23 protein-coding genes are annotated in these 26,998 nt (G+C 43.9%); 5 read left to right on the plus strand and 18 right to left on the minus strand.

Features of this window, described 5'->3' with window-relative positions; all coding sequences use genetic code 11:
• Positions 1 to 56 precede the first annotated feature (56 nt).
• The 8 genes from ACFSRY_RS09615 to ACFSRY_RS09650 form a co-directional block, all read right to left on the minus strand.
• On the minus strand, positions 57 to 929 hold the full coding sequence (locus tag ACFSRY_RS09615; protein ID WP_377506047.1) for a carboxypeptidase-like regulatory domain-containing protein: 873 nt from the start codon (positions 927 to 929) through the stop codon (positions 57 to 59).
• A 113-nt stretch (positions 930 to 1,042) separates the two neighbouring features.
• Complete coding sequence (locus tag ACFSRY_RS09620; protein ID WP_377506049.1) at positions 1,043 to 2,140, minus strand: helix-turn-helix domain-containing protein; 1,098 nt, start codon at positions 2,138 to 2,140, stop codon at positions 1,043 to 1,045.
• Positions 2,141 to 2,295: 155 nt separating this feature from the next.
• Positions 2,296 to 4,377 (minus strand): M16 family metallopeptidase, encoded by a 2,082-nt coding sequence (locus ACFSRY_RS09625; protein ID WP_377506052.1) that lies wholly within the window; start codon positions 4,375 to 4,377, stop codon positions 2,296 to 2,298.
• Positions 4,378 to 4,396: 19 nt separating this feature from the next.
• Positions 4,397 to 5,731 carry a M16 family metallopeptidase gene (locus tag ACFSRY_RS09630; protein WP_377506055.1) on the minus strand — a complete coding sequence of 445 codons (1,335 nt, stop codon included), beginning with the start codon at positions 5,729 to 5,731 and terminating at the stop codon, positions 4,397 to 4,399.
• A gap of 220 nt (positions 5,732 to 5,951) precedes the next feature.
• Positions 5,952 to 7,175 (minus strand): hypothetical protein, encoded by a 1,224-nt coding sequence (locus ACFSRY_RS09635; protein ID WP_377506058.1) that lies wholly within the window; start codon positions 7,173 to 7,175, stop codon positions 5,952 to 5,954.
• Positions 7,176 to 7,178: 3 nt separating this feature from the next.
• Positions 7,179 to 8,393, minus strand: a complete 1,215-nt coding sequence (locus tag ACFSRY_RS09640; RefSeq protein WP_377506061.1) for a hypothetical protein — start codon at positions 8,391 to 8,393, stop codon at positions 7,179 to 7,181.
• A gap of 9 nt (positions 8,394 to 8,402) precedes the next feature.
• Entirely contained in the window at positions 8,403 to 9,770 is a 1,368-nt protein-coding gene (gene dgt, locus ACFSRY_RS09645; protein ID WP_377506064.1) for a dGTP triphosphohydrolase, read from the minus strand.
• Between the two features lie 18 nt (positions 9,771 to 9,788).
• Positions 9,789 to 10,745, minus strand: a complete 957-nt coding sequence (locus tag ACFSRY_RS09650; protein ID WP_377506067.1) for a DUF3667 domain-containing protein — start codon at positions 10,743 to 10,745, stop codon at positions 9,789 to 9,791.
• Between the two features lie 665 nt (positions 10,746 to 11,410).
• On the opposite strand from ACFSRY_RS09650, the gene ACFSRY_RS09655 reads away from it, so the two are divergent.
• Positions 11,411 to 11,878, plus strand: a complete 468-nt coding sequence (locus ACFSRY_RS09655) for an Hsp20/alpha crystallin family protein (RefSeq protein WP_377506070.1) — start codon at positions 11,411 to 11,413, stop codon at positions 11,876 to 11,878.
• A 76-nt stretch (positions 11,879 to 11,954) separates the two neighbouring features.
• Here the strand turns inward: ACFSRY_RS09655 and ACFSRY_RS09660 are convergent, their stop codons facing one another.
• The 5 genes from ACFSRY_RS09660 to ACFSRY_RS09680 all read right to left on the minus strand — a co-directional run bounded on the left by ACFSRY_RS09660 (position 11,955) and on the right by ACFSRY_RS09680 (position 19,611).
• On the minus strand, positions 11,955 to 14,102 hold the full coding sequence (locus tag ACFSRY_RS09660) for a T9SS type A sorting domain-containing protein (protein ID WP_377506073.1): 2,148 nt from the start codon (positions 14,100 to 14,102) through the stop codon (positions 11,955 to 11,957).
• Between the two features lie 196 nt (positions 14,103 to 14,298).
• On the minus strand, positions 14,299 to 16,251 hold the full coding sequence (locus ACFSRY_RS09665; protein ID WP_377506076.1) for a M56 family metallopeptidase: 1,953 nt from the start codon (positions 16,249 to 16,251) through the stop codon (positions 14,299 to 14,301).
• Positions 16,248 to 16,631, minus strand: a complete 384-nt coding sequence (locus tag ACFSRY_RS09670; protein WP_377506080.1) for a BlaI/MecI/CopY family transcriptional regulator — start codon at positions 16,629 to 16,631, stop codon at positions 16,248 to 16,250. The genes ACFSRY_RS09665 and ACFSRY_RS09670 overlap by 4 nt, the downstream gene beginning before the upstream one ends.
• A gap of 176 nt (positions 16,632 to 16,807) precedes the next feature.
• A complete protein-coding gene (locus ACFSRY_RS09675) occupies positions 16,808 to 17,887 on the minus strand; it encodes a site-2 protease family protein (RefSeq protein WP_377506083.1) in 1,080 nt (359 codons plus the stop codon).
• Between the two features lie 65 nt (positions 17,888 to 17,952).
• Entirely contained in the window at positions 17,953 to 19,611 is a 1,659-nt protein-coding gene (locus tag ACFSRY_RS09680; protein WP_377506086.1) for an alpha-amylase family protein, read from the minus strand.
• A 104-nt stretch (positions 19,612 to 19,715) separates the two neighbouring features.
• On the opposite strand from ACFSRY_RS09680, the gene arfB reads away from it, so the two are divergent.
• Positions 19,716 to 20,129 carry an alternative ribosome rescue aminoacyl-tRNA hydrolase ArfB gene (gene arfB / locus ACFSRY_RS09685; protein WP_377506206.1) on the plus strand — a complete coding sequence of 138 codons (414 nt, stop codon included), beginning with the start codon at positions 19,716 to 19,718 and terminating at the stop codon, positions 20,127 to 20,129.
• Positions 20,130 to 20,149: 20 nt separating this feature from the next.
• On the opposite strand, the gene ACFSRY_RS09690 is transcribed toward arfB, so the two are convergent.
• Both ACFSRY_RS09690 and ACFSRY_RS09695 read right to left on the minus strand, forming a co-directional pair.
• Positions 20,150 to 20,548: a hypothetical protein gene (locus ACFSRY_RS09690; RefSeq protein ID WP_377506089.1), complete on the minus strand. Its 399-nt coding sequence runs from the start codon at positions 20,546 to 20,548 to the stop codon at positions 20,150 to 20,152.
• Between the two features lie 88 nt (positions 20,549 to 20,636).
• Positions 20,637 to 22,580, minus strand: coding sequence for a S9 family peptidase (locus ACFSRY_RS09695; RefSeq protein ID WP_377506092.1), 1,944 nt, complete (start codon positions 22,578 to 22,580; stop codon positions 20,637 to 20,639).
• Between the two features lie 175 nt (positions 22,581 to 22,755).
• On the opposite strand from ACFSRY_RS09695, the gene ACFSRY_RS09700 reads away from it, so the two are divergent.
• On the plus strand, positions 22,756 to 23,319 hold the full coding sequence (locus tag ACFSRY_RS09700; protein WP_377506095.1) for a hypothetical protein: 564 nt from the start codon (positions 22,756 to 22,758) through the stop codon (positions 23,317 to 23,319).
• A 908-nt stretch (positions 23,320 to 24,227) separates the two neighbouring features.
• On the opposite strand, the gene ACFSRY_RS09705 is transcribed toward ACFSRY_RS09700, so the two are convergent.
• The 3 genes from ACFSRY_RS09705 to ACFSRY_RS09715 are packed head-to-tail and all read right to left on the minus strand — an operon-like array spanning position 24,228 to position 24,804.
• Positions 24,228 to 24,386, minus strand: coding sequence for a hypothetical protein (locus tag ACFSRY_RS09705; RefSeq protein ID WP_377506098.1), 159 nt, complete (start codon positions 24,384 to 24,386; stop codon positions 24,228 to 24,230).
• 37 nt (positions 24,387 to 24,423) lie between these two features.
• Complete coding sequence (locus ACFSRY_RS09710; protein ID WP_377506101.1) at positions 24,424 to 24,588, minus strand: hypothetical protein; 165 nt, start codon at positions 24,586 to 24,588, stop codon at positions 24,424 to 24,426.
• A 51-nt stretch (positions 24,589 to 24,639) separates the two neighbouring features.
• Positions 24,640 to 24,804, minus strand: coding sequence for a hypothetical protein (locus tag ACFSRY_RS09715; protein WP_377506104.1), 165 nt, complete (start codon positions 24,802 to 24,804; stop codon positions 24,640 to 24,642).
• A 340-nt stretch (positions 24,805 to 25,144) separates the two neighbouring features.
• On the opposite strand from ACFSRY_RS09715, the gene ACFSRY_RS09720 reads away from it, so the two are divergent.
• Entirely contained in the window at positions 25,145 to 26,011 is an 867-nt protein-coding gene (locus ACFSRY_RS09720; RefSeq protein WP_377506107.1) for a sterol desaturase family protein, read from the plus strand.
• A gap of 110 nt (positions 26,012 to 26,121) precedes the next feature.
• A complete protein-coding gene (locus ACFSRY_RS09725; RefSeq protein WP_377506110.1) occupies positions 26,122 to 26,988 on the plus strand; it encodes a cyanophycinase in 867 nt (288 codons plus the stop codon).
• Positions 26,989 to 26,998: the final 10 nt, after the last annotated feature.

Below are 26,998 nucleotides of genomic sequence, written 5' to 3' on the forward strand. Positions count from 1 at the left end.
TAACTCTAAAAAAGTAGGAATCTCTTCTAGATTTGATTGCCCCTCGTGTTGGTATATTACTGGCTTTTTGCCTCTACCGCCATCTTAGGTGCAAACAGGCCGCTACTGATTATATTCCAGTCGGCCTGGCTGGCGGTTCGGGTAAATACAGTACCGCCGAAAGCTTTCCTGGCTCCAAAGTATAAACCAGACTGCTCTTTTCGGGTTAGGTCTACCTTCTTAAGTCTCTTGACATATTCTAGGCTAACAACAAAGTCTTCGTTTACCACAAGGTTGTAGGGTTGCAGGTTTATATTTGCTTTCCCTTTCTTTCCGGTAAACTTGAGGTAGACAGGCTCGTGTAGGATGTTATCTTTTGGCAAGCCATTTTCTACAGTATAAATGTTCAGCCTAAAGAAAAGTGTGTCGTAGTCATTCAGGAAGATGTCCACGTTAAATTCCTCCAAGTACGTTGTTTTGCCTTTTACCTTGCACAGTAACCCAATTTCATTGCCCAGGTTGCTGAACTTAAAAGGAGTCATGCCGACACCGGCTGGAGTAGCTTTGTTGCCCAGCGTTACGGTTCTTAGTTTCTTGCTTGTTACCTCAACCTCATTTAAAGTATAAGTCGCAGCCTCCATGGGTATTTGTGGGTTGGCCTTGAGCAGCTGAGACAGCTCTTTCACGGTGTACCGTAATTGCATGTACCCTACCATGGAAATTACGACTGTGTCTGAGACGTGTTTTTCAGCTACAGATAACTCAAATTCGCCGTTGCTAGTGCTAACAGTGCCAAGGTCGGTGCCTTTCAGGCCCAAACTTACAAAAGGTAAAGGTATATGGTTGGCAGCATCAACGGTAATGCCTTTTAGTTTGATTGTGTTGGGTTGTGCCAGTGCGATAGCAGGAAGTAGAAGTAAGCCTGCAATTAATAACCAGAAGCCTTTCATGTTTGTGTTTTATCAGGTGATAAAGAAGTATAATCACACAAACATAACAGGTACTAATCTCAAAGAAAGCTGTTTTCAAAGCCAGTATAGCCCATTTTCTGAAAGTGATACTCTTAAAACACCTGCTTCAGGTGCTGCTCGCGGTATGCCTTCGGCGATGTGCCCTCCATCTCTTTAAAAACTCTGTTAAAGGTCGCTTTTGAGTTGAAGCCGCAGTCTTCGGCTATGGCAATGATGGTCAGGTGTCGGAACTGCTCATCCAGAATGCGGCTCTTGACTTCTTCTATTCTGTAGGTGTTGATAAAACTGGTGAAACTGTGGCCTGTGCGAAGCTTAATAAGTTGCGAAACATATTTCACGTTAGTCTGAAGTAAAGATGCTACTTCATTAAGTTTAAGGTCGCTTTTGCGATATAGTCTCTCCTGCTTCATCAGGCGCAGCAGGTTGTTAAAGTATAATGTTTCCTGTTCAGGGCTTAACGTATAAGGAGCTTCTTTTTGAATGGTGTGGATTTCATGCATGTGCTTAAAACTGAAAATGCTGATAGCAAACACAGCTATAAAATCCATTAGAGCAAAAAAGCTAATAACCTCAGGTGTGTACTGTATTACTTCGTAAGACTGGACAAGTACAAGGACAAAGTATAGCGACCAGAACACAAATCGCCCCATAAAGTAGTATAGAATATACTTCAGCCACCTCTGTTTTATAGCAGACAGACCTGCAGAGCTCTTAATGAGACTCAGGGAGCGGAATGTAAAGTAGATAGAAAAAAGACTGGCTGCGAAGCTGTGAATGGCTGCTCCCCAGGTAAAGTATTCGTTGTAAGCAAGTTTGAAAAGTTGCTCGGTGCCTAAGCTCAGGAGTATGAAATTGCCAAGCAGTTCCGCTGCTGCCGGAACAAACCACCAATTGTAGGAGCGTTTCCAGGTAAAATTATTCGTGGCAACTGAACTAGTGTAGAAGTATAACAGTGGCCCAAACCAAAACACAAATAGAGATGGGAAACCAAGCAGCCATTTATGTTGATCTACTAGCCCCGAACTTAGGAAGAAGCTGTGAAGCGAACCAAAGTTAAACAAAAGCAGAAAAAGGCCGAGCAAAATATTGGCATGTCGGTTCCCTTTGGAGTTGCTTAGAAAAAGTATTCCAAGGAGCACCCCCTGTGAAAAGGAAAGCAGATCGGCAATGGCAAGTAAATTCAGGCTCAAGGTTTGTTTCCGAAGATGTATTAAAAGTATAAAGCTACGAAATAGCAGGTGATATTACGGTTAGCTCCAGGAAAAGCAGCCAATACTAGTTCTTTAAACAAAAGAGGCTAACCAATCTGGCTAGCCTCTTCTAATATCAAAGTATAAAATTATACTTACAGCTTAAACGTATCGTCGCTCAGGCCTTTGTTTACTTCAACTTTTTGTACTTCAGCTTTAATCACTTGCGGGCCAACAGTAGTCTCAACCACATAAGGAAATTTCACTCCATTCACCTCTTTGTAGTTGCTGTAGTTCTTCGTTTGAGTCACTACCCCCTGTGGTCCTTGAAGGTTATTTACTTCTTTCAGGCGCAGGCCGGAATCCTTAGCAAAATAGTGAGTTGATTTTTGTCCGTTTGGCGAAGTTACCTCAACGGCATAAGCATCTTTACCATCTACTTTCTCCATACCCTTCAACTCTGTTTTGATGCCTAATTTGTCATACTGCAAAGCTGAGAACAGGTTTGCCTCCAGTTTCTGGGTTTTCAGCTCTTCAGCTGTCATTTCCTTATTTACGCCCTGCATTGGCGCTTCCATCTTGCCTTTATCACCATTGATGATCACACGCTGCATCGGGTTGTTGTTCATAAGTACCTGAATGGCAAACTTGTCATTGCCCTTCTGCTGCTGAATAAAAGTAAGTGGCATACCCTGAATAGAGGCGTTGCTGGTAACGGTAATGTCTTTCAGCTTCTCGATGTTTGCTTTGCCGCCAATTGCTTTAATGTAATCCAAGATTACCTGGTCGGCTGTTAAGCCGGCAGGTACGCCCATGGCTGCACGATCTACTTTCTCGCCAGTTGTGCTGTAGTAGTCGATCTTACCGTCTTTGTCGAACTTCTGTAGTTTATCGGCTACCTCACCTGCATTACCTACTGCCAGAATGTACATATTGTCCGGCTGGATATATTTCTGAGCCACGCGCTGCACATCTTCTGCAGTTACCGCCTCTACTTTTTTCAGGTAGTTTGCATAGTAATCCTCTGGAAGGCCATAGCGTGCCGTATTGATCGCATAAACAGCTACAGTGGCAGGATTCTCCAGGCCACGCCCAAAGCTACCCATCACATAAGCTTTAGCATCACGTAGTTCTGCATCAGTTACACGCTCGTTTCGCATCTTGTTCAGCTCCTTCATGAACTCTACCACAGCGCTATCTGTCACAGCGTTACGCACATTGGCTGAAGCGTTGAACCGGCCCAGGATTTCGTCGTTATTGATCGAAGAGTAAGCCCCATAAGTATATCCATGGGTCTCGCGAAGGTTCTTGAAAAGACGAGAGTCCATGCCACCGCCTAAAATGTTATTCATCAATGAAGCTGCTACAGCATCTTCAGCGCCAGGCTTTAGTTCAGCTGGGTTAGTTAATATCAATGAACTTTGCACTGAGCTAGGACGATCTACAATCACTACCTGTGTCTGCTCTGGCTTCTTGGGTAAGTCGTAGTTAACATCTTTTACCTCACCCTTCTCCCACTTTGCAAAGGACTTTTTCAGGAGCTTTTTAACCTCTTTTGGCTTTACATCTCCTACCACAGCCAGGTAGCCAATATTTGGCTTATAATAAGTGTTGTAGTAGTTCTGAATGTCCTGCAGCGTGATGTTGTCTACAGTCTCTTCTGTCATTATTTCGCCGTAAGGATGAGACTCGCCATAAAGCACCAGATTACGTGTGCGGCTGGCAATAGCATCAGGATTATCCTTAGACTGTGCCAAATTTGCCTTCATCTGTTTTTTGATCTTATCCAGTTCCTCCTGTGTGAACTTTGGGTTCATCAGAGCGTCCGTTGTGAGATCCAACAATGTAGGCAAGTGTTTCTTAAGCGAAGACGCGGTAAAACCAGTAGAAGAAAAGCCGAGGTTAGCACCGATGAAGTCTACCTGCTCGTCAAACTGATCTTTGGTGCGGTTCTTGGTGCCGGTGCGCATCATTTGGCCGGCTGCCTGTACATAACCTGCTTTATCGCCCTCCAGGATGGGATCTCTGTCTAAAACCAAAGACATGGATACCACCGGCATCTTATGGTTTTCTACTACATACACTTTTAGCCCATTCTTTAGCGTAAAGTGCTCATATTCGCCCAACTCTATTTTAGGGGCAGGCCCTGGTGGTGGCGGGGTTTGTTTTGTTTGGGCTGGCGCTACATAAACAAATGCCAGAGCCAGAATTACGGTACTATATAATTTCTTTATCATGATTCAGATGGAGTCTTAGTTATTTGTTTTGTGCTGATTTTGGCAGGTAATGCAATACCACACGGTTATTTTTGGTCAGATACTCATTGGCAACGCGCGTGATGTCTTCTTTAGTCACGTTCATGTAGCGCTGAAGTTCCGTGTTGATGAGGTTGGCATCTTTAAAGTAAACGTGGTAGTTAGCTAAACTTTCGGCACGGCCAGCCACAGTGCTGTTCTGCTGCACAAAATTGCTTTCTATCTGGTTGCGTAGTTTTTGGAACTCACGATCAGAAAGCTGTTCCGTTTTCACGCGCTCAATCTCCTTGTTCATAGCTTTTTCCAGTTCATCAACTTCTACACCCATGTTGGCAATGGCGAAAGTTAAAAACAAGCCTGGGTCTTCCGTTGGGAAGGGAACAGAACCTGCTGCAACAGCCTTCTGCTGTTTGTCAACCAATGATTTTGGCAAACGAGCGCTTTCACCACCAGAAAGAAGGGTAGTAAGCATAGATAAGGCGTAATAATCCTCAGTACCCTGTGCTGGGATATGGTAAGCCTGAATTACAGCAGGTAGCTGTATATTATCATAAACTATCTTGCGGCGCTCTTCCGTCTGCTTTGGCTCTACCACATTTGGGCGAGGAATCTCTTTAGTGCCTTTCGAGATGCCGCCAAAGTACTTCTCGATCATCTTCTTGGTCTCCTCAATGTTGATATCGCCGGCCACGGAAAGTGTAGCGTTGTTCGGCACATAGAAGGTTTTGTAGAAATCACGGAATTCATCTATGCTCGCGGCGTTCAGGTCCTCGAAAGAACCAATCGGCATTGTTTTGTACGGGTGCTCTTTGTAGGCAAGGGCAAATACGTTCTCACCCATAGAGCCGTAAGGCTGGTTGTCGATGCGCTCGCGCTTTTCTTCCTGCACAACTTTCCGCTGTGTTTCTACGCCTGTTTCATCAATCTTAGCATGTTTCATGCGCTCAGCTTCTAACCACAGGCCCAATGCTAATTGATTAGAGGGTAACAGCTCATAATAGTATGTGCGGTCGAAAGATGTATTTGCGTTCAACGCCCCACCGGCTTTCTGCACAAGAGAACTGTACTCACCGCGGTCAATGTTTTCGGTACCCTCAAACATCAGGTGCTCGAAGAAGTGTGCAAAGCCAGAGCGGCCTTCCACTTCATTTTTGGAGCCTACATGGTAAAGCACTGATACAGCCACGTTAGGCGTAGACTTGTCCTGGTGAAGAATAACGTGCAGTCCGTTCGGGAGGGTGTACTCTGTAAATTCAATCTTATTGCCTTTGGTTTGTGCTACTGCTGCAAAGCTGGTAACACACCACAAAAGGCAGAAAAAAAGCTTTCTTTTCATGGGGTAATTATTTGTTTAGGAAGTGTTCTGAATTAGTTTTTCCGATGTTAGCAAGATGAAATCATCTCTACTTACTGCCAAGATATCACTTTAGTGGCTGCAAAACCTGTAGATTCGGCAGAACTGGTATGTATGCAGATGAACTTAGCTATTTTGTAGACGAAAATATGCAGGTTCAATAGCTGACGATAATATGAAGAAACAGAATGTGCCGGAGCAATCAGAGCATCTGTTTAAAGTGGCTCAGGATGTACTCTTTAGGTAAATTGAGCAGTAGGGATAGGATGAAGAAGGCAAAGACCATGTATTTTGCCCATACTATAGTTATGTGTTGCTCTGGCAGAGTAACTAAAATATTGATCAAGGCTATAATTACTAAAAAGGAAGCGGGAGAGAGCAGCCTGTAGTCCAAGTCATCAAAGTGGGATATCTGGCGTAATGTAAGTATGGTAGTAAAGTATAAAGCAGCTATAACAAAGCAAATAAGTGAGAAGCTGTTGAAAATATATCTAAGGTCTCCAACCTTCTTAATACTATTATAGATGTATAGTAGTACTGTTAGCTGAATGGCTGTTGTTAAATAAAAGAGGAAATCAGGTTGACTGGCGCTTCTGAACTTCCGGATTATGAAAAGTTCGTTAGTAAGTCCCTGCAACAGCATGAGCAAAAAAATAGTTGTATTTTCTGTCTCCTCTGCGAGCCTATTAATCCCTGTAATGTAGCCACTAAATTTATAGTTTATATACAGGTAAGAAGCCGCAAATATGACTAATAAAGTTGTTGCTGTTCCAAATACTATTCCTACCCTTGGTTGTCGCTTGTAAAGGAAGTGCAGGCTAAGCAGAGCAGGTATACTAAAGGAGAAAGCACCAACGTACCGTGTCAGAAACAAGAAAAGACAGCAGAAGAAAATATATATTACTAGCCGCATACTATGAGGTTTTCGCAATACCTGATCAGTTAAATAAGCCAGCATTAGAACCCCTAATAGAAAGGGAGCTTCAGACCAGCTAAAACTGTAGACTTCAAGAAAAGTATAAGCACCGTACACAGATGCCAAAATGAATGAATAAGGGCGATAGGTCTGGCGGAGTAACAGAAAACCACAGCCTAATAAGATTAAATTTAAAACTTTAGAAGCCCAAAAAACAGTAAGTCCGCTTGCCTTGGCGAGTATAAAAATGAGAACAGGGTAACCCACAGGCCATATAGTAAAGTAGCGCCAGTTATTATCGTGCTCACTAAGGGTGTAAAAGCCAGGCCCATCTAAGAGACTTTGAGCTAGCCCCAGATAAGCTCTGGAGTCGGGACTGAGATAGCCTGTACTTTCTATGCCTACTCTAAAAAGTATAGCAGCAGCAACAGCAAGGTAAAGCAAGAAAAGCAGTAAGTCGGAAACTCTGTCCGTTGCTGATAGATTTTTTTGCTTTGACAGTCTCCGCACTTCTTAGCTCAGTTTAGACAGAAGATAAACCTTTGGCAGGTTCATTAGCAACGAAAGCAGGAAAAAAACAAAGAGAACATATTTTGCTCGCTTTGCTCCGTTAATTCCATCAGGCAAGGCCACAACATAATTTACTACTGCAAATAACATAAGGAATGTAAAAGGAGACAGCAGGCGGTAGTTAGGTGGGTCAAACTGTGAAATGGTTCTTAAAAAGACCAGCACCACCAGGTATGCAGAAGCTGTCAGTATAGCCAAGTGAGATAATAAATTGCCTTTGAATGCAGCAGTTATAGCGTTAGTCTGCTTTCTTAGACTGTATAGAATATAACCGAATACTGAAAGCTGCAAGGCCATAAGAATCAAAGTAAGCGCATCAATTGTATTTTGCAGGTAGTATTTCCGGATCAAGAACAATTCTATAGTTAATCCTTTTAGGGACATCCAAATAACTTCCGGCGGGCTTTCCATGTCTGCAGTCAGTCGCTGTGCATCTGTGTCATAACCAGCTATCTGGTAATTGCTAAGAACATAGCCCCATACAAAGGCTACATTTAAGAGAAAAGCTGTAAAAAGATGATTGCTCAGGTTTTTCCTATTTTCTAACCTGGTGAGGATGGCGAGCATTAGAGTAAGACCACCCACAAAAAAGCCAATGTACCGGTTCAGGAATAAAAAACCTGCTACAGCTAAAAGCAAGTATACTAAAAGAAGATTGCTGGTGGTGTAAATCTTGTAAAGAAGAACTACAAACAGCAGGCAGCCGAATAGAAAAACGCACTCTGACCAAGTGTAGGAGTACATTTCCAAAACTGTGAAGGCGGCATAAACAGATGCCAGCACAAACGAGTATGCTCTGTTTAAATAACGCATTAGACAAAAACCCAGCCCGGCAAATAGCAAATTAACTGCCTTAGATGCCCAGAACAGGTTTAGTCCACTTACCCAAGATACTGAAGCAATTAAAAAAGGATATCCTATAGGCCACTGAGCAAAATATACTTTGGCGTCTACTATACCTCTGTGTAGGCCATAAAGATCACGAATTATGAACTTCTCTCCAGCCATAAAACTCCGGGCCGCCTCTAAATAGTACTCTGAGTCTGGACTAATGTATCCTGTTGCCTCCACATGAACTCTAAGAACAACAGCGGCACAACAAGCAACAAAGAATAGTAATAGAAGCAGGTCAGCTCTTTTGAGTTTATCTTTGAACATGCTGTTTCACTAGTACATCTTTGGCAACTCTATACCTTTAATTTTTCGATATAGTCCCAGTGCGGCCTGATCGGTAAGGCTAGTGACGAAGTCTGTTATGTGGATGATGCGGTCATAGTCTGTGGCCGTATCAGGCAGCTCCAGGTACTGAGGTGGAATAAGTGCAGCTAGCTTCCGGTGGTGTTTAGAGTCAGGTTTGAATACTGCTTTTATGCCTGCATCCAGTAAGCCGCCCAATACTTCAAAACCTGCAGCTTCTATTTCCAGCACCGGCCTGTTCTGATAAATAAGTCTCACAGACAAGTCTCTGATCTTATCGAGCACAGGCTTACAATCCAGTTCATTGATGAGAGGTTTGTCGTATGTGCCCGCTAAAATCTCCTGCTCATGTTGCAGGAAAACCGAAGTTGTCTCGTCTATCAACTTCCCAATTATTCGAGCCCTCAGATAACCTATTTCCTCGCGCCAGTCATAAAACGTAAGGCTTGATTTACGTTCCGGATCATCATTCAGAATCTGGCGCAACAGGTTTAAGCCTTCTTCCTGCGGCACCAGCCCCAGCTTAAGTCCATCCTCAAAGTCTATGATGCGGTAGCAGATATCATCGGCTGCCTCGACTAAGAAAGCCAAAGGATGCCGGTGGTAGAACACTTCTCCGGCTTGCCCTTTTTTGAGCAGGCCCAGCTCCTGTGCAATATTCTGAAACCAGGCTTTCTCGGTCTGAAAGAAGCCATACTTCTTTTCGCTGGTGCTTTTAGTGTTGAGGATGATAGGTAGTGATTCTTTTGGATACTTGGTAAAGGTGGCCAGAGTGGTATAGGTAAGGCTAAGGCCGCCGGGTAGGTTGCAGTGTGTAGGATACGTGTAAGTTAAAACCCTGAAACCTGCCGCATTACCTTCGTACCGGTGCAGGTCTGCTTTTTCAGCTTCGGAAAGAGTGGCTAAGTATGGCTGTGCCTCATCGCTCTGGAAATAGGAGGAAATGGCATCTTCGCCGGAGTGGCCGAAAGGCGGATTGCCTATGTCATGCGCTAAACAAGCTGCCGCCACTATGTCTCCGAAATCAGCTTCCTGTATATTTTTCTCCTGAGCTAGCTGAGGGTGTCTCTCCAATATGCTCTTGCCTACAATCCGTCCCAATGATCGGCCCACTACCGATGCCTCCAGACTGTGCGTGAGGCGGGTGTGCACAAAATCACTCTCGGGCATAGGCATTACCTGTGTTTTATTTTGCAGTCTTCGGAAAGCAGATGAAAATACAATCCGGTCGTAGTCCCGTTGGAATTCCCCTCGTACCGATTCATCAGAAGTGTATTTTGCGTCTGTTGATTCGAAGCGCTTCTTGGAAATAAGTTTGTTCCAGGTGGTGGTTTGCATAAAAGTATAGGTGAAGTGCTAGCTTAATAGAATGCTAATGGCGAGTGTTCCCAGTAAGAAAATTGTAAGGGTTAAAACATAGGTAAAACTTATCGGGATAAGTTTTAGGAATGTGCCCACATACGATGTCTTATAAACCTGCTTTAGAGCAAAATACAGGTAAAGCAGCATGATAAAGATAACCACTCCCGTCAGGTCTAAGTCAGGGAAGATAAAGGCTGTCACGACTGCAGCTATGATCAACAGGAAGTAGAATGTGTGCAGGTGAATGGAGAACATCAGGTGCTCTACATAGTTCCGGCGTTTTTTATAGTAAAACAGATAAAGCAGATAAGCGAAGAATGGCATCAGGAGAAACATCATAAAGGAGGTATTCTTCAAAAGCTTCTGTTTAGATGCTTCGCCCCCCTCTGCAAATTTTTCGACTTGAGCTTCTAGTTCTGCCCATTTAAGGTTTTCCTTGCGAGCTGTATTTAAAGCAGCTGCTTTATTAACTAGTTTGGCAGTAGCTGAGTCCTCTAATAATCTTGCTGCAACGGAATCTTTTATAACAGCAGCCACATCAATGTTTCTTAAGCTGTCTGGTGCAGTAGAGCCAATATTTACACCCGGGAAAGGAGTTAAAGTAGTAGCGCCTTCTTGTTGCTTTGTTACTGTGCTTTTGCTTAACGCCAGTACAAAAAAGAAAATTAAGCTGATGAACACGTATAGCCTGAAAGGCGGAACATAGGAAGCCCGTTGACCAATATTAAACTTCTCAGTAAGCAGGCCAGGCCTCAGTATCAGGCACTTTAACGTGCGCCATGCCTTCGTGTCGAAGTGCAAAGTGCCTTCAAAGAACTCTGCTATCAGGTGCTTTACAGGTACATTCAGGTCATGATTCTCCTGTCCGCAGTTGGGGCAGTAGTTATTGGCTTCTTCAAAGGTATAGCCACAGTTTGGACACTGTGTAAACTTGCGTCTTTTTTTCGCCATTTGTGTAGGTGTTCTTTTTTCAGGCTTAAAACCAAGTTCAAATATAATCTTATGCTAATAACAAACCCAATAAAAGAGGTGCTGCTTCTCAAATCTCTGATAAAGTGCAGGAGTGGTTTTTACAGTAAATCATAAACGTTACTTATTGAATGTTCTGTTGTATATGTCTGGCGTGTTTGTATTTATTTAAAGTATCCTAATTGATTTAGTGAAAATAAACCTTTGAATTGCATAAGTTACTAAAATGTACAAATTAGGCTTGTGTAAGGAGTACGTTACCTTCATATTTGTACTATACGCTACAAACCTTTCCAAGCTATCAAAACAAAATTGCCCCTGCTACAATCAAGTGCTGTAAAACTTTACAGCACTTGATTGTAAATCTAATCTTTAGTTGTTTGTGAAAAGCTAGTAAGAGCATCTGTAAAAGGTGCTCTTACTTCTTTTTTAAAATAGCTCTCCTCTTAGTTATTTAAAAAGTTAATGAAGTGTGATGACATAGGTTAAAAGTAATTTTAACTGAGTAAGCTGCTGTTTTCTTATAGTTAAAAACGAATGTTAGTGACAACACCCTCATTTCTAGAGCGTAAAAAAGTTTGTGTAAGTTCTTCTTGCATAGTTTATACTATTGATTTTTTGCAACAATCATAAACAAGGAGGAAATTATGGCAAACTTAACAAGAAGGAACGGTGGGGCTTCCACACCAACCCGTTCCACATTTTCGAATTTCTTTAGCGACATGGATCGCTTTTTTGACAACGACTTCTGGGGAATGCCCATGCAAATGAACCGGCAGATGATGGCTAATATGCCTGCCACTAATATTCGTGAAAACGAAAAAGACTACAGTATTGAGGTGGCAGCTCCTGGTATGAAGAAAGAAGACTTTAACATTGATGTGAACGAGGGGATGTTAACCATCAGCTCGCATAAAGAAGAGGAGAAGAAGCAAGAAGAAGAAAACTATACTCGCAGAGAGTATAACTACAGCTCTTTCAGCCGCTCTTTCAGATTGCCTGAATCTGTGAATGAAGATGACATAAAGGCTAGTTATAAGGATGGGGTGCTGCACCTTTCTGTGCCTAAAGGGAAGGAGCAGGAGAAGCCTAAGAAGAAGATAAAGGTTGATTAGCAAAAGGTTGTTCTTGTCTAAAATCAAAACAGCCGGGGGAGCATTTTGCACCCCCGGCTGTTTTATTCTTTAGGTCTTATAACCTTATTATTTTAAACTCTCCGCTGTTAATCTTTTCCTGCCAGCGCGCGATGTACATACCTGAGGCAAGACCTTGCAACGGCAGGTCAACTGGTGTATTTACATCAGTCAGCTCTATTGTATACTCTCGTACCAATTTTCCGGTAGTATCATAAAGGTGAACAGTCATGGTAGTACTTGCATTCACCAAATAAAGCAACCTAACAGAGTGTCTTTCTGGTGGAATTGGGTTAGGGTAAATGCGAAGTACGCGTAATGAGGCAGGATCCAGTACGCGGACGCGTGGAGAAAGCCTGGAGGCCCCGTCTACATACACTACTTTAATGCGGTAGTAGCTTATATCAGGTAATGGATTTGCATCCGTATATGTATAGTCAAGAGTGCCGGTGCTTGGTCCTTTTGCATCCACTGTGGCTATATCTGACCAATCATTACTGTTTTCGCTGCGCTGCACTACAAAAAAATCAACTGCGAGTTCTTCATTTGTTTGCCAACTTACCAGAACCCGTTGGGCCTGAAAAGCAGCGCTTAAAGTAAAGATTTCCGGAGCTAAATCGCAGTCTCCCTCCGGTTCTGGTACCATGGGTGATTGTCGGCAAACGCTGGTACCTGTGCTGTTTGCCAATACAAAGGTACCGCCTCTCACGTCTGCTGCACTTAAGTCCCGAAACAATTGTTCGAATGCAATAGCATAGTGCATAACAGCACGTGGAAGAATAACATGCCCTAACTGATGCGCGTGACCTAACTCGTGCAGCATAACAGTTTCAAAATCGAATTGCCGTGAGGAAGGTGCGGGTGGTGCAGGGCCATACTGCCAATTTATACTGTTGTTTATCTGCATGTCAAATTCTGAAAGATAAAAGAGAGTATCTGAGCTACTGGCACAACCTTCGTAGCGACTGATTGTAGAAGCAAGTACCATTTCACCTAAATCGCTGGGGGCAACAAATCGGATAATATTTCTATTATCCTCAGCTGTTGTCTCAGAAGTTGAAGGTGACCCGATTTCCCAGTTTACCTCAGTAGCACAGACCCAGCTGTTGAGGGCTCTTAGGAAACCCTCTCTCGCCGCAGCGCGATTCTGTATGCTAGGAGCAAGCTGTATTGTGTATCCTCCTTGGCCGTTATCATTAATAAGCTTCGGCTGAAAAGGCTTATTTTCAAAGGAAAGATTTGAATATACGTATTCAATAACTAACTCTTGTGAGGTTGTGATACTGGTGCCGTCATTCGATGTAACGCGAATAGGGCCTGTGCCTGCAACACCCCGATCAACACCAATTGAAGGAATATATAATTTAATCTGTGTATTGCTCCAGGAAATGTAGTGAGAAGGAAGTGGTGTCATGAAAAGGAGCCCAGTTTTATCTCTGCCTCCTCGTTGAGCATCCAAGAACTGAACCATACCATTGCCACGTGTGGCGCCAAAGCCAGTGCCATTTATAGTAAGCACAGTACGCGTTCCGGCTGTGGCCAATGTTGGAGAGAAGCTGGTAATAACAGGGATAGCCAGTGAACTTTGCTCCTGTGTTTGGGAGTTATTGGCATTTTTTTTTAGCTTTTCATTTTCTGAAATCACCCTGATCTGTGTGTTTGTAATAGACTTGATCTTTCTATAAATATCCTGCACAGAGCTATATTCATTAAACACGTCCTTTACAGGGCCTCCAGTCAAGTTATAATCTATAAAACCCTGTGGTCCGGCATAAGCTCGTGTTTTCAACCTTTGCCCCCCAGGTGTATTTTGAATAGGCTGATTCTTGTTAAGGAAGAATATACCCTGTTCTCCCTTGTCCAGCTCAAGAGCAGTCGAATGCACATGCATTTTCAAGCCTACTGTACCTCCCTTAGTAATCAACTCAATCTCTTCGGCTTTAACTTCGCCTTTAAACACTTTGTACACTCGTATGATATTTGAGGTGTAAATGTTCTCATGTCTGCTGTCCCAAAAAGACTTTTGAGAGATAACTTCCCCTTCTATAATTATGTCTGAGTTTTGGGTTCGTTCTTCGAGGGAAACGGGCTCCATGTGCTGTCTTTCGTCTGCGAAACCGCTTACTGACAGAAGAAGCAGAGTTATAAGGAGTAGGTGTGTTTTGATACACATAGTGGTAATTTTGGCAGCGTATAGTTTTATCATACAAACTGTTACAGTTTAATTTGTAGTGTTTGGTACAGCAAAGGCTACAGGTTAACTGCAGCGTGTTATACTTACGGAAAATAACTTATTAAAGTATACATTGTTTCATGTAATAAGACAAAGCTATACAACAAGTTAAAAAATAACCTGCCGAAATCATATTCCGGCAGGTTATTAAGGTATCAGCAGTATAGTTCTACTTGAGGTTGTACTGGAAGTTATAGTTTCCTTCGCCTTCAACTTTCACATCTAGCAGTTTTTTATATTTTTCGAAAAGCTCCTGCGATTGCTTCTCTCCATTAACATAGAAGCTGTCTTTGGTCATGCGGATGTCTATCTCACCTGTGTCCTTTTTCAGAAGCCCGTCTTTCACCATTTCTTTCTTAAGCTGCTGCATACGCTCCTGGTGTAGCTTGGCCATTTCCTTGTGTTTAACAGCCATTTCTTCATGGCGCCTTGCCATCCCCCTGCTATGCTCTGCCTGTAAAGCGGCTCTTTCATCATGGCGTTGTACCTCTTTAACAGAACGCTGCACCCGTTGCTCAAACTCCTTTATTTCCTTCTCATACTGCTTCATTGCTTCGCTATAGCGCTTTTGAGCTTCTTTGTCGCCAGAGAGTGGAGGAGCAGGTGGTGCCGGAGGCATGGGCGGCATAGGAGCCATAGGTGTCATAGGAGGCATGGGTGGTGCTGGTGGGTAGCTTAATGAGTCACCCTGACCTGCATAGAACCGGAAGCTGTAATCATAGTTTTCCTGCTGCCTGCGCTCTGCCTTAGCAACAGCATTACGTTCCTCTGTCATTGCTTTTGCAACCTCAGCAGCACTTGCTTTCGGAGCGTTCTCTATTGCCTGTAAGCGTTGCTCAATCAGATTGTTATAAGCAGCTATGTCTTTTTTAGGAATGCGTTTTCCATCCACATATAACTCCTTCACTTTACCTTTCTTGTTTTGAATGATCACCACATCGCGTTTCTGACCTGTTGAATCCTGTGCAGTGAAAGAGAAGGCGTTCGTTTCCTCTGAACCGGCAGTTATGGCAGGAGTGGTTTCCTTGCTAAAGGTAGCGGCCTCTACCTTTTCAGAAATTTTATTTTCAGGTTTTAAGCTGGCCATGGCTCCGAAAGAAAATGCGAGAATACCAGCCATTAAAACGAAAGCAGCAACAAATCCTTCTGTGAAAGTAGGCCTGAAAGACTGCTGCCCAGCCAGGCGCTTAATGCGGCTTATCAGAGATCCGCGGCTACCGGAAAAAGCTACAGAAAGGGCCGGACCGGCAGGCATACGCATTGCCTCCAATTCAGCAAGGGCACGTGCATAGATCAGATTGTTGCCACAGACAGAAACAGCCATATCATCGCAGCAGTTTTCACGCTCGGCCCGTACCTGGCCTGATATCCACCACATCGCCGGATGATAGAAGAAAAGTATGTCTATTACCGACTGCAGTAAGTTGAACAGGTAATCACGACGAAGAATGTGCGCTAATTCATGTGCCAGTATCGCCTCTACCTGTGCCTGCGATAATCCTGCTACAGCACCAAGGGGCATCAGGATAACTGGTTTGGCATAACCGATTGCCATTGGAACTTTCACCATCCCTGACTCAACTAAACGGACCGCCTTAGACATGCCCAGCTCCTGGCGGAGCAATGAAAGCCTTTGCTGCCATTTTTCGGAAAGAGGAGTTGTTTTATAGTGACGCAGGCGCTGCATATAAGCCAGGCCGCCCAAAAAACGTAGCGTCATCAGCACAAGCCCCATCAGCCAAAGGGTTACCAGCAGTGGCAGGTGCTGCTCAAAGTACAGTTTGGCTGAAAAGAGCGGTGCGGTCCAGAAATAAGTATCTGCTGCCAGCGTAGTTTCCTCAAAAGGAGCCGTACTGCTTATGGCTATGGCGCCGGAGCCAGAGAAGGGTTCTTCAGATGCTCTTAAGATGTAGTGATCAAACGTTATTGCTGAAAGCAGGACTTGCACTAATAACGTACTGCCAGCAATAATATAGCGGATCCTGGCTGTATGCCGGTGCAGGAGCAGCATAATAAAACCTAATAACAGCGCTAATAAAGCTCCTTGCCACAGGGAGTGTAGCAGCGTCCAGCCGATGGCCTGCACTATTTTCTCTGAAAATAAACTCAGTACCTGGTTCATTTTTTACCTCCTTCCAGTTTGTCTAATAAGTTTCTGATCTCGTCTAATTCTTCTTTAGAAGCGCTGCTGTTGCCAAGGGCCTGCATTACCAATTTACTGGCTGACCCTCTAAAAGCAGCATCTAAAAAACGGTCAAGCAGTTGCCGCTGCGTGTGCTCTTCCTCTAACAGGGGGCGGAATATATGAGAGCGACTGGTCTTGTCTGCCTCAAGCATTCCTTTCTCGGCCATAATCTGCATCAGCTTGAGTGTGGTGGTATAGCCAACTTCTTTTGATTTGCTTAGTTGTTCATGCACAAAGCGTACGGTGCTTGGCCCATGCTGCCAAAGCACCTGCAGTATCTCCAGTTCAGATTCGGTAGGTTTAGGGGCTTTCTCCATAGTAGTAGTTAAAAGGTGTTTAGTGGTAGTGTTTGGCTCACTACAAGTATATACGAATGATTTCGTAAAAGAAAGATTTATTTACGATAAATTTCGTACAATGAAATCAAAGCGGGTGAAAAACGAAGGTAATACAGGAAAGAAGCTGTAGGCAAGGGAATTGGAGAAGGCAAAAATTAATGCATCAGCGCAGACTTTATCATGATAAATTCATTGATGTTATCTGTGTTAATTACACCGGCTAAACGACCGTTCTCAAGTACCGGGTATAAAGGGGCGCGTGTTTTCTGAAGCTCCGTGTAGGCTTCAGAGAGCTTGTCCTCCACATTGAATGTTTTAAATTCCTGCGACATCACATCCAGAACAGGGGTTGCCATTTGCTCTTCTTTAACAGCCTGGATAAGTTGGGAGCGAGTGAGGGTTCCAACCACCTGTCCGTCGAGCTCAACAATGAATTCATGTTCTGAGCCCATCAGCAGTTTATTTAGTGCATCCCGCACAGTATCAGTTGGTGCTAAGGTCACAAAGTTTGTCATCATGCCTTCGCGTACCCTATGCCCTTTTAAAAAGTCCAGGTGTTGCACCAGCATGTTCTCCGCGTATGCTCCGAAAAAAACAAATGCACCAATTAAAATGAGGAAAGGACTATAAAAGAAGCCGATGAAGATGAAGAAAATAGCCAATAACTGTCCCAGATTGGCAGCTATTTGAGTAGCCCGCACACGGCCGAGTTTAAAAGCCAGCAAAGCACGGAGCACACGTCCTCCATCCATTGGAAAGGCAGGAATAGCGTTAAATACAACTAAAATAATGTTTACGAACAGCAGTAAGTAGAAGAAGTTAGCAGGTGTAATGCGCAGGAAGAATTCCTCACCGGGTACGTTCTGAAGAGAAGGTAGCACAAGCCAGAGAATAAATGCAATCACTACGTTTACGGCAGGTCCAGCCAAGGCAATTAGTAGCTCCTGTTTCGGCTTTTCAGGCATTCGCTCAAGGCTGGCTACACCGCCTATAGGTAAAAGTGTGATCACTTTTGTTTGTATACCAAACCGGCGGGCAGTCAGCGCATGTCCAAGCTCGTGCAGTACCACGCAAAAGAAAACTGAGAGTATAAAACCAATGGCCAGCAAAGTGGTAAACAGGTCGCTACCACGCTGAGACTCGGTAAATGCAATCCACCCTAACAGTAGCGCAAAAGTCCAGTGTACCAATATTTTGATGCCAGCAATTTTCCCCAGGTTAAGAGACCATTTCATAACTGAAGGTTTTATGCTTAAGTAAACGCTAATGCGGCATGTTTGTTTACTGCTTTAGAAACCAGCTATTTATCCTTTTTGCGGCTTTCCTTCTTTTTTTCTGGCAGAGCGTGTAGTCTGAACCAACGGTACCCATAAGGGTTAATCTCCACTTGTCCATCTTTTGGTTCTTTGTATTCCCCGTTGCTGAATACTTCAGTCATATAAACGCCTTCTTTGTTCAGGTCATCAATCAGGATCTGTACTTTCTCTCCACTAAGGTTATGTGCAGCAATAAGCTTGTACTGAAGTTCGCAGTAGTGTACAAACACGCGGCTATCCGGTATTGAAATTACACCGCAATTGCCATTGCCGAGTTCCGTGCATTGCCTGCGCACGCGTATCACCCGCTCCATCCAGTTTAGTAGAGAGTTAGTATCGCGCTGCTGTTGAACAACATTAACTTTTTTGTAGGAGTAGTCTCCCTTGTTTATCACAGGGCGGATCAGATCTGCCTCCGCCGATTTGGAGAAACCTGCATTTGGTTCATCTGTCCACTGCATGGCAGTTCGTACGCTGTTTCGCTCTTCTAACGACAGGTCATCGCCCATACCAATCTCTGCCCCGTACTGTATCATGGGTGTGCCAGGTAAACTGAACAGCAAGCTGTAGGCGAGCTCTATTTTACTTCTGTTGCCTTCCAGTATCGGGGGTAGTCTTCTCCTGATGCCGCGGCCATACACCCGCATGTTTTCCTTTGGTGCAAACTTCTTGAAGATGATCTCCTGCTCGTCCTGCTCAAGGTCCTCTACGTTCAGTTCATCGTGGTGCCGCAGAAAGTTTAGCCACTGCTCTCTGTAGCCATTGTCCGGAAGCATCTTCATCCCTTTTGCTATAGAGCTGCCTTTTTCTCTTGCCAGTCCCAGGAATATGTGCTGGTTCAGCAGAAAGTTGAACATCATGTGCATCCTGTTCTTCCCCTCAAAAAAGCGCCCGACAGCTTGTGGAGGTCCGGAGGCTTCAGCTAGAAGTATTCCATCACGGCTGTGCATGCCAATGTAGTCGCGCATATCCTCAATCAGGCTGTAATGTTCGTCGTTATCATACTCCTGATCACTTTGAACCAGTATGTGCGCAGCGTCTATTCGGAAACCCGATACACCGAGTGCCAGCCAGAAGCCCATTATGTGGTGAATTTCCTTACGTACCTCTGGATTATTGAAGTTCAGGTCTGGCTGGTGTGCATAGAACCTGTGCAGGTAGTAGGCCTCCGCTTCTTCATCGTAACTCCAGATGCTCTCCTGGAACCCGGAAAAAGATGGTTTATAGGCTGGGTTTTCGGGTTCCTTTTCCCGCCATGTATAATAGTTGCGGTACTTGGAGTTCTTGTCTTTCCGTGCCTGTTGGAACCACGGGTGCTGATCAGAAGTATGATTTATTACCAGGTCTACGATGACCCGCATTCCCCGTTCACTTGCTTCTTTCACAAAGCCTGCAAAGTCGCCCAGAGTACCCAGTCGGCTGTCTACGTTGTAATAATCCATCACATCATAGCCATTGTCGCGGTTAGGCGTAGGGTAAAATGGTAACAGCCAAATACAGGTAATGCCTAAGGTAGCCAGGTAGTCCAGTCGTCCGGTAAGTCCTTGAAAATCGCCGATGCCATCTCCGTTAGAGTCTTGGAATGTTTCTACATCCAAGGCATATACAATTGCTCTTTTATACCATAAATCTCGTTCTCTCATAGGTGCATCAGCTTTATTTTGCTTGCTTTACCTACGGTTATACTTAAAGGAATGGTTGCGTATGATGAAATACAGTAACCTGTATCATTAGCAGACGAAGAGTAATAATGGATTTAAAAGAAAGAGACTTAGAGAAAGAACTTCAGTTTCAAGCATCAAGAAGCGGAGGGGCTGGCGGCCAGAACGTAAATAAAGTCGCCACTAAAGTGGAGCTTAAGTTTGATGTGCAGAACTCAGAAAGGTTGAGTGATGAGGAAAAGGCACTGGTGCAGGAAAAGCTGGCCAGCCGGATCAACAGCGACGGTTTCCTGCAGGTTGTGTGCCAGACAGAGCGAAGCCAACTCCGGAACAAAGAGTTGTGCTTGGAAAGGTTTTATGAACTGCTGCGGCAGGCGCTCACGAAACAAAAAAAGCGCAAAGCTACCAAGCCATCCAGTGCCTCTGTGCGTCGGAGGCTGGAGAACAAGAAAAAGCAGGCCGAAAAAAAGGCGAGCCGCGGCTACCGGGGGAGCTTCTAAAGTTCGTGCTGTTGCCTTACTTATTTTGTTTCATCGTCCCATGCCATAGAGGAGATCAGCCATTTCCCATCCACCTGTATGAACTGAATGCAGTTAACACCTACCACTAAAGGTTCAGGGTGAGCCTCATCGAAGCGAGCCTCATAGGTGCTGAACCGCTGCGCTACTTTGCCAAACACTTCTGTTTTATGGGAAACCTCCTGCTCATGAAAGGCCTCTATTTCTCCTTTCTCAATTTGTTCTCGAACTTCTTTTGCAAACTGCTCTGATGTGAACTCCTTTGGTTCACTGCCGCTGTTATTTATTAGTTTCCCGCTGCTGAAGAAAAGAGTTTTAAGCTTTTTAAGATCAGGCTTTTCGCCTTTTTTAAAGCACACGCAGCTATAGAGTTCCTGTGTCAGTTGATCGAGCTCTTGCATGGTTGATTCCTTGTTTGTGTTAGTAATGAAGTGTTTGAGTCCGCCAGGCAGTTACTATGCCTTGCCTGGCAGACTTAAGTATAAGCTACTACTTTTGGCTACCAGAGTTGGCAGGAGTTGGTTTGCCTTTCAGGTAAGTGTCTAAGAAAGCAAGGATAGCGCTGTAACCTTCTATCTGGTTTTCCTTCTTCACAAAGCCATGTCCTTCATCGTCGAATACCACGTACTCTACAGGAACGTTGTTCTTCTTAACTGCTTCCACAATCTCATCAGATTCTACTTTTAATACGCGTGGATCGTTGGCGCCCTGCAATACCATCAATGGCTTCTTGATCTGATGAGCAAAAAACAACGGGGACTTATTGTACAGAGCCGCTGAGTCCGTTTCAGGGTTTCCCATCTCTTTGTACAGCGCCTCCCGGAAAGACTCCCAATAAGGAGGAATGCTTTTTAAGGTGCGCAACCAGTTTGCCACACCGAACAGGTTTACCCCTACAGCAAATTCATCAGGAGTAAAAGCCAGCCCAGCCAGCACCATGTAGCCACCGTAACTGCCACCCATAATGCCGATTTTGTCTTCTGCCACATAGCCTGTACTTGCCAGATACTTCTTGGCCTCTATCACATCTTTCAGGTCTACGTCGCCATGTTTCTGATCGTCGGCAGCGAAAAAAGTTTTTCCGTAGCCGGAACTGCCGCGGTTGTTAACAGCAAGCACAGCATAGCCATGGTTAACCAGGTACTGCATCAAAGGACTGTAGTTCAAGCGAGTCTGGCCTCCTGGTCCGCCATGTATCCAAAGTACGGCCGGTACCTTATTTTTGGGGCCGGCGCTCTTAGGCTTCATCAGCAGGGCTGGTATTTCCATCCCGTCATAAGACTTATACCTGACTACCTCTGTCTTCACCAGGTCTTCCTGGTTGATATCCGGGTTCATGGTGTTAGTCAGTTGCTTAGTCTCTTTGTCTTCAAAGTCGTGCACATAAAGATTGCTCGAGGAGGTGGGACTGTTTACGTAGAAAGCCATCATGTTCTCATCATCCGAAAAGTTCACTCCTGTTATATCCCCGGCAGGTACATCAGGCAGCTGTATTTGCTTGCCTGTTGCAGTATCATACACTTTCACCTCGGTGCGGGCGTCGTTATTTATGGCTGTCACTCTGTACTTTCCGTCACGTGAGAAGTAGGTATACATAATGTCCCAGTCTGCTTTCTCAACGTTAGAAATATTACCAGTAGCAAGGTCATAGCTTTTTAATTCCATAAATTCCCCTCCCTCATCGGTCAGGAAGTATAGTTGCCTGTTATCTGGTGTAAAAGTCTCAGGAGCGTATTTGATATCTTCCTTGTGGTCCGTTAGCTTTTTCAGCTGCTTAGTTTCCATGTTATACAGATACATATCGCTGCTGTTGGTGTTAATGCTCTTTACCAGTGCAATGTGTTTCTTGTCTCTTGAAATAGCAGCAACATCCAAGCCCTGCTCGTTTTTCATCACTAGCTTTGGCGTCAGCGTTTGCAGATCCATCTCATATAGGTCAAAGTATTTTGGATCGCGCTTGTTGGAGAGAAAGAAAAAGCTGCTCTGGTCGTGGCTCCAACCTGCAAAAGATGCCTTAGCCTCCGGTTCTGGTGTCAGATTCTTTACCGTGCCATCAGGGCTGCGCATGTACAAGTGCGTAATTTCATTGCCTCCTTTATCGCTGGAGTACAAAATGCGCTCATCTTTCGGGAAATAAGATATAACAAACACGGAGTTATCCGTTGAGTTGGTGAGCTGCCGGGGTTCACCTCCTGTTACTGGTACCTCAAATGCATTGTAAACGCCGGTTTGATTGCTGGAATAAAGTATCTTTGAGTTGTCAGGCGAAAAATCACTGCCTGTAATAGAAGTGGTGTTCATGAACTGATCAATGGTATAAGTTTTTACCACCGGTTCAGTTGTCTGATTTTCACTGGATGTGTTGCTCTGGCATCCGGTAAACAGGGCCGCAACTACAAGGGCAGCAGGTGCCCATGCTAAATTTTTTTTCATGGTTTATAGTTTTAATGTGCGGTAACAGTAGGTTAAGCTACTGAATTTCAGCAATAAAACAAATAGGTGGTTCACCACGACATAAAAATTATCATTGAGGTTAGTCGCTTGTGTTATTCTAGCTTTGCAAAAAGGAAAGGTTTTTGTTTCTGAAGCTTTATTTCACCCTTTGTATATGATTAAGAGGATACTGATTATTGTCTGTTTTTTCTGTGGCATAAGTATGGTAAGCCATGCGCAGAAGTACCGTACTGCTGCCGGTGTGCGAATAGAAAGTGATAAGTTTGGGCTTTCTCTGCAACAAAAGTTGCATGAGCAGGGAACGCTGGAAGCTATCATAGCAGTAGGAGCCAGGGAATACAGTGGCACCGCCCTTTATGAATGGCATTTCCCAATATTAGGCAAAAGGTTTAACTATTATTTAGGCGCCGGAGCTCATGTGGGTAACCTGAAGGATAATGGGGTATTTACAGGTGCTGATGCTATTCTGGGTGTAGAGTATAAGGTTAATGGGCTGCCGCTGCTTTTCTCTGCTGATGTGAAGCCTGCCTTTCATATAAATCATGAAGACTGGATAAATCTTTCTTCAGGCATATCTGTGAGGTATGTACTTGTAAAAGAGAAAAAGGAGAAAAAGAGCTGGTGGCCGTTTGGAGAAAAAGAGCAGTCTAGAAAGAAGAGAAAGAAGCAGGACGAGAAGGGTAGTATTCTGGATATCTTCAAAAAGCAGGAGAACTAATCTTTTCCAAGTACAAATCTACTCATACTACAAAAGCTGAAGCCCGGCGGGGCCGGGCTTCAAAGGAAAAAGAGCACTGTTTAGCAAAGCATTTTTTGTCTAACCTATTTTCTGTTTAAGTTTGTTTTGCTACGTATCTGCAGTTGGGGAACCTCCAGCTACGCTCATGCTCGGCAAACTATAGAGGCTATGCTACACAGTAAAAGTTGGTATTATAGGGTTGTAGCTCTTTTTCCTGTTTCTTCATATATGCTATTCCTTTAGAGGTAATTCTTATGTACATTCTGGATGCCCTGTACGTAACCTCAACCAGTCCCCTGGCAGCTAAATCTTCTCCTAAGTCTAATACAAGGGTTCTGCTGAGCTCCGAAAGCTGAGGCATTGCCTCAAGGTCATGAAACTGCTGATGCTCCTGATAGGAAAAATGCAGTGCCTGGTGAGCGAGGTACAAATGAGATGTAGGGTGAGTGTACGATTGCTGTAGGGGAGGTTTCCGTAAACCTGAGTATAAAGAAGATGGTGTTATAGCGGGCACCGGGAAAAATCGGGATAGTATGGGTCTTATGTTATGCAGTGTAACCAGAAAACATTTGCTTATGCTGATTACAGTAATAACAAGAGGGTGTCTGGAAGTGTTGCTGTACGTAAAAACCCTGAAATTCATTGCCTTATCCCTTCATTTGCTGTTCTAACTGTAAATTTAGAGCAGCAAATAATAAGATAAAAGGTATTTTGAAGGTGCATTGTAACATGGGTATTCCTGCTTAATTAAGCTGTTTTTGTCATTAATATCTATCTATTGTATTTAGGCTGCTATTTTTTTGCAGGAATGACAGCAGTTTGTAACATCAAGAAGGATTAAATTAAGTGAGTGTCATGCAGGAAATGGAAGGATGTTGTTGCTCAGGCTATAACATATTTATAGCCTGAGGCTGTACAACAGTGGGTGCATTGGTTGATGCCAATAATTGCTGGCGTTGGGCCACCTGATTTTTTACATCAAATGTGTCTTTGCAAACGAGGCAGAAGCCAAGTATTATTCCGAATAAAAGGACCAGGATTTTCATAGTTGTATTTTGACTAATGGCGATAATGCAGGTCTGATTAACTTGGTAAAGCTGTGATTTTTACTTCAGGCAACAGGTTTGGATAACTCTGGTACGACTGTGTTTCAACTCTTGCACTGATTTCTTTTTGGTCAGCTGCTGATTTTTTTAGAGTAGCACCAAAACCTAGTAAGATGGCGATTAAAAGAATGATGATTTTCATAGTGTTAGTGTTAATTGGTTCTTTTTAATAATTCAGAGTTTGCTCAGGAGACTAGCTTCTCTCAGCTACAATTTCTACTTCAGGCAGCAGGTTAGGGTAAGTCTTGTATTCGTTAAGCTCTGCTCTAACTTTGATCTCTTTCAGGTCGTCACTTGATTTTTTTACAGTGGCTCCGAATCCGAATACTAAGGCGAATAATAAGATGATAATTTTCATAGTAGTAAATTTTTAAAGTTTTAAGTTTTATTGTCTTCTGTTCTAATAGATAGCAGGTTAAGTGTAAAGGTTGCTTAGGGCTGCTATAATTTTTTTTATTTCTGATTATCCTATTACATCTTGTGTGCCAAACTGCGCAAGTTATTGATAATCAAATAATTAAGTGTTGATATTTATTTTGTTAACTGTTAAAGCTGTCCGGGTGCGAACAGTTTTATGTTCGCTACCGAACAGTTTTTAAAAGCTGCTCCTGAGGCACCTTGTATTTCTGCTTTTGCTGCTCCTCTTTTCCCTGAAAACAGACTGCAACTAAACACTGGATTTTGAGGTAGCAAGGCTTATGAAATTCCTGTTCCCAAAGTTTGATAAGGTGGGTATGCCTTTGCTTGGAATGGTGGCTGCAACCTTGTTTGTATTAGAGACTAAGAGGCAGTTGCGAAAGCGAACCCGCCCCCGATCAAAAAGGTTAATTGAAAATGGTGCTGTGGCAGCTGCATCTTTACCAGCGCTACGCTTAGTACTGTTGCCCTTTATGTATGCTGCGGCAAGCTGGGCAGATAAAAGAGGCTTTGGGCTTATGCACTGGCTTAATTTCCCCCGCTGGGCTCGCTACTTAGCTGGTTTTGTGGCACTCGACTACTCCAACTATCTGTGGCACGTGCTGCTGCACAAGTCTGACCTGCTGTGGCGCTTTCATAACGTACATCATATAGATCTGGACCTGGATTTATCTACTGCGTGGCGCTTTCATGTTGGTGAAAATATTGCATCTGTGCCCTATCGTAGTGGGTTCAATGCCTTGCTTGGTGTCCCTGCCCCTCTTGTTCTTTTTTATGAGGTGATTTTCGAAGGCTGCACCGCTTTTCATCATACAAATCTGCGCCTGCCCTTCCAGGTTGAGCGCAGGCTCTGCAATATTTTGGTAACACCCCGAATGCATGGCATTCATCATTCAATTGTGGCCAGAGAGACCAACAGTAATTTTTCAGTAATATTTTCGTGCTGGGACCGCCTTCATCGCACTTTACGGCTAAACGTGCCACAGGATGAAATCACAATTGGTGTACCTTCATACCGTGATCCTGCGGAGCAATCTCCAAAGAATCTGTTTTTGCTGCCTTTTAAAGAGCAAAGGCCATGGAAGCTGCCAGATGGAAGTGTGCCGGAGCGAAATGAATTGCCTCTTAAAGAACTCTTGCTGCCTTAAATTGTTAATATTCTGTAGCTTGTATAACACAGGTTGCTTTATTCTGTTATTGCCTCAACTTAGAAAAGCGATATATAGTATAAGAAACCACTTTAAGAGTAAATGCACATATGAAAGAAGTAAAGGGAAAACTTATAGCTCTTGGTGGAGGAGATGATGATGGATTGATAAAGCTCATCCGGTCTGAGATATGCAACATTTCTTCCAACATAGAAGTGATAGCCACTGCTGGCCCAATCGCTTCCAATGCTGTAGAATCAGGACAGGCCTATAAAGAGGCGTTTGAGGAGCTAGGTTGTTCAAGCGTACGTTATATGCGTATTGATGAGGAGCATGAAGCCGATACAGCGCAAAACCTGGAGCGTATCAAAAAAGCGGATGTGATCTTTTTTACCGGAGGTGATCAGGTAAGGCTTGCAAGCTTTCTGCACGGAACAAAGCTCCTGGATCTTATGTGCCGCAGGTACGCAGAAGAAGAGATTATCATCTCTGGCACAAGTGCCGGTGCAGCGGTAATGTCAGATCGAATGATTTATGACGGGTACGGGCATTATTCCCTAATCAAAGGGGAGATGAAAACGACCCATGGCTTCTCTTTTATTAAAAATGTATACATCGATTCACACTTTGCTGAACGGGGTCGTTTTGGACGCTTAGCTCATGCTGTGGCGCATGATCCTGAGTATGTTGGAATCGGATTGAGTGAAGAGACAGGTATAATAATCAAGGAAGGTAACCAGGTAGAGGTCTTCGGACCAGGGGTTGTAACCATTATTGATGCCAGCCAAATAAAATTCTCTAACACGCGGGCGGTTGCCGAAAATGAACCGATCGCTGTAGAAAACCTTAAGATGCACTTATTGGTAAACGGCTATCGCTACTGCCTGAAGGAACACCTGTTTCAGCCTATACCAAAAGAAGAGATGCTTGATGGCAAGCAGCAAACTTCTTTTGCGGACCTTGTATCAGGAGAATAGATTCGGTGCC

It is taken from the genome of Pontibacter locisalis (assembly GCF_042684605.1).
GTDB classification, from domain to species: domain Bacteria; phylum Bacteroidota; class Bacteroidia; order Cytophagales; family Hymenobacteraceae; genus Pontibacter; species Pontibacter locisalis.

Bases quoted from the DNA above. Each gene is read 5' to 3' on its own strand.
- ACFSRY_RS09725 (WP_377506110.1), top strand. From the start codon at position 26,122: ATGAAAGAAGTAAAGGGAAAACTTATAGCTCTTGGTGGAGGAGATGAT.
- ACFSRY_RS09715 (WP_377506104.1), bottom strand. From the start codon at position 24,804: ATGAAAATTATCATCTTATTATTCGCCTTAGTATTCGGATTCGGAGCC.
- dgt (WP_377506064.1), bottom strand. From the start codon at position 9,770: ATGCAAACCACCACCTGGAACAAACTTATTTCCAAGAAGCGCTTCGAA.
- ACFSRY_RS09650 (WP_377506067.1), bottom strand. From the start codon at position 10,745: ATGGCGAAAAAAAGACGCAAGTTTACACAGTGTCCAAACTGTGGCTAT.
- ACFSRY_RS09630 (WP_377506055.1), bottom strand. From the start codon at position 5,731: ATGAAAAGAAAGCTTTTTTTCTGCCTTTTGTGGTGTGTTACCAGCTTT.
- ACFSRY_RS09670 (WP_377506080.1), bottom strand. From the start codon at position 16,631: ATGGAGAAAGCCCCTAAACCTACCGAATCTGAACTGGAGATACTGCAG.
- ACFSRY_RS09625 (WP_377506052.1), bottom strand. From the start codon at position 4,377: ATGATAAAGAAATTATATAGTACCGTAATTCTGGCTCTGGCATTTGTT.
- ACFSRY_RS09710 (WP_377506101.1), bottom strand. From the start codon at position 24,588: ATGAAAATCATCATTCTTTTAATCGCCATCTTACTAGGTTTTGGTGCT.
- ACFSRY_RS09720 (WP_377506107.1), top strand. From the start codon at position 25,145: ATGAAATTCCTGTTCCCAAAGTTTGATAAGGTGGGTATGCCTTTGCTT.
- ACFSRY_RS09700 (WP_377506095.1), top strand. From the start codon at position 22,756: ATGATTAAGAGGATACTGATTATTGTCTGTTTTTTCTGTGGCATAAGT.
- ACFSRY_RS09655 (WP_377506070.1), top strand. From the start codon at position 11,411: ATGGCAAACTTAACAAGAAGGAACGGTGGGGCTTCCACACCAACCCGT.
- ACFSRY_RS09665 (WP_377506076.1), bottom strand. From the start codon at position 16,251: ATGAACCAGGTACTGAGTTTATTTTCAGAGAAAATAGTGCAGGCCATC.
- ACFSRY_RS09705 (WP_377506098.1), bottom strand. From the start codon at position 24,386: ATGAAAATCCTGGTCCTTTTATTCGGAATAATACTTGGCTTCTGCCTC.
- ACFSRY_RS09640 (WP_377506061.1), bottom strand. From the start codon at position 8,393: ATGTTCAAAGATAAACTCAAAAGAGCTGACCTGCTTCTATTACTATTC.
- ACFSRY_RS09680 (WP_377506086.1), bottom strand. From the start codon at position 19,611: ATGAGAGAACGAGATTTATGGTATAAAAGAGCAATTGTATATGCCTTG.
- ACFSRY_RS09660 (WP_377506073.1), bottom strand. From the start codon at position 14,102: ATGATAAAACTATACGCTGCCAAAATTACCACTATGTGTATCAAAACA.
- ACFSRY_RS09690 (WP_377506089.1), bottom strand. From the start codon at position 20,548: ATGCAAGAGCTCGATCAACTGACACAGGAACTCTATAGCTGCGTGTGC.
- ACFSRY_RS09695 (WP_377506092.1), bottom strand. From the start codon at position 22,580: ATGAAAAAAAATTTAGCATGGGCACCTGCTGCCCTTGTAGTTGCGGCC.
- ACFSRY_RS09675 (WP_377506083.1), bottom strand. From the start codon at position 17,887: ATGAAATGGTCTCTTAACCTGGGGAAAATTGCTGGCATCAAAATATTG.
- ACFSRY_RS09615 (WP_377506047.1), bottom strand. From the start codon at position 929: ATGAAAGGCTTCTGGTTATTAATTGCAGGCTTACTTCTACTTCCTGCT.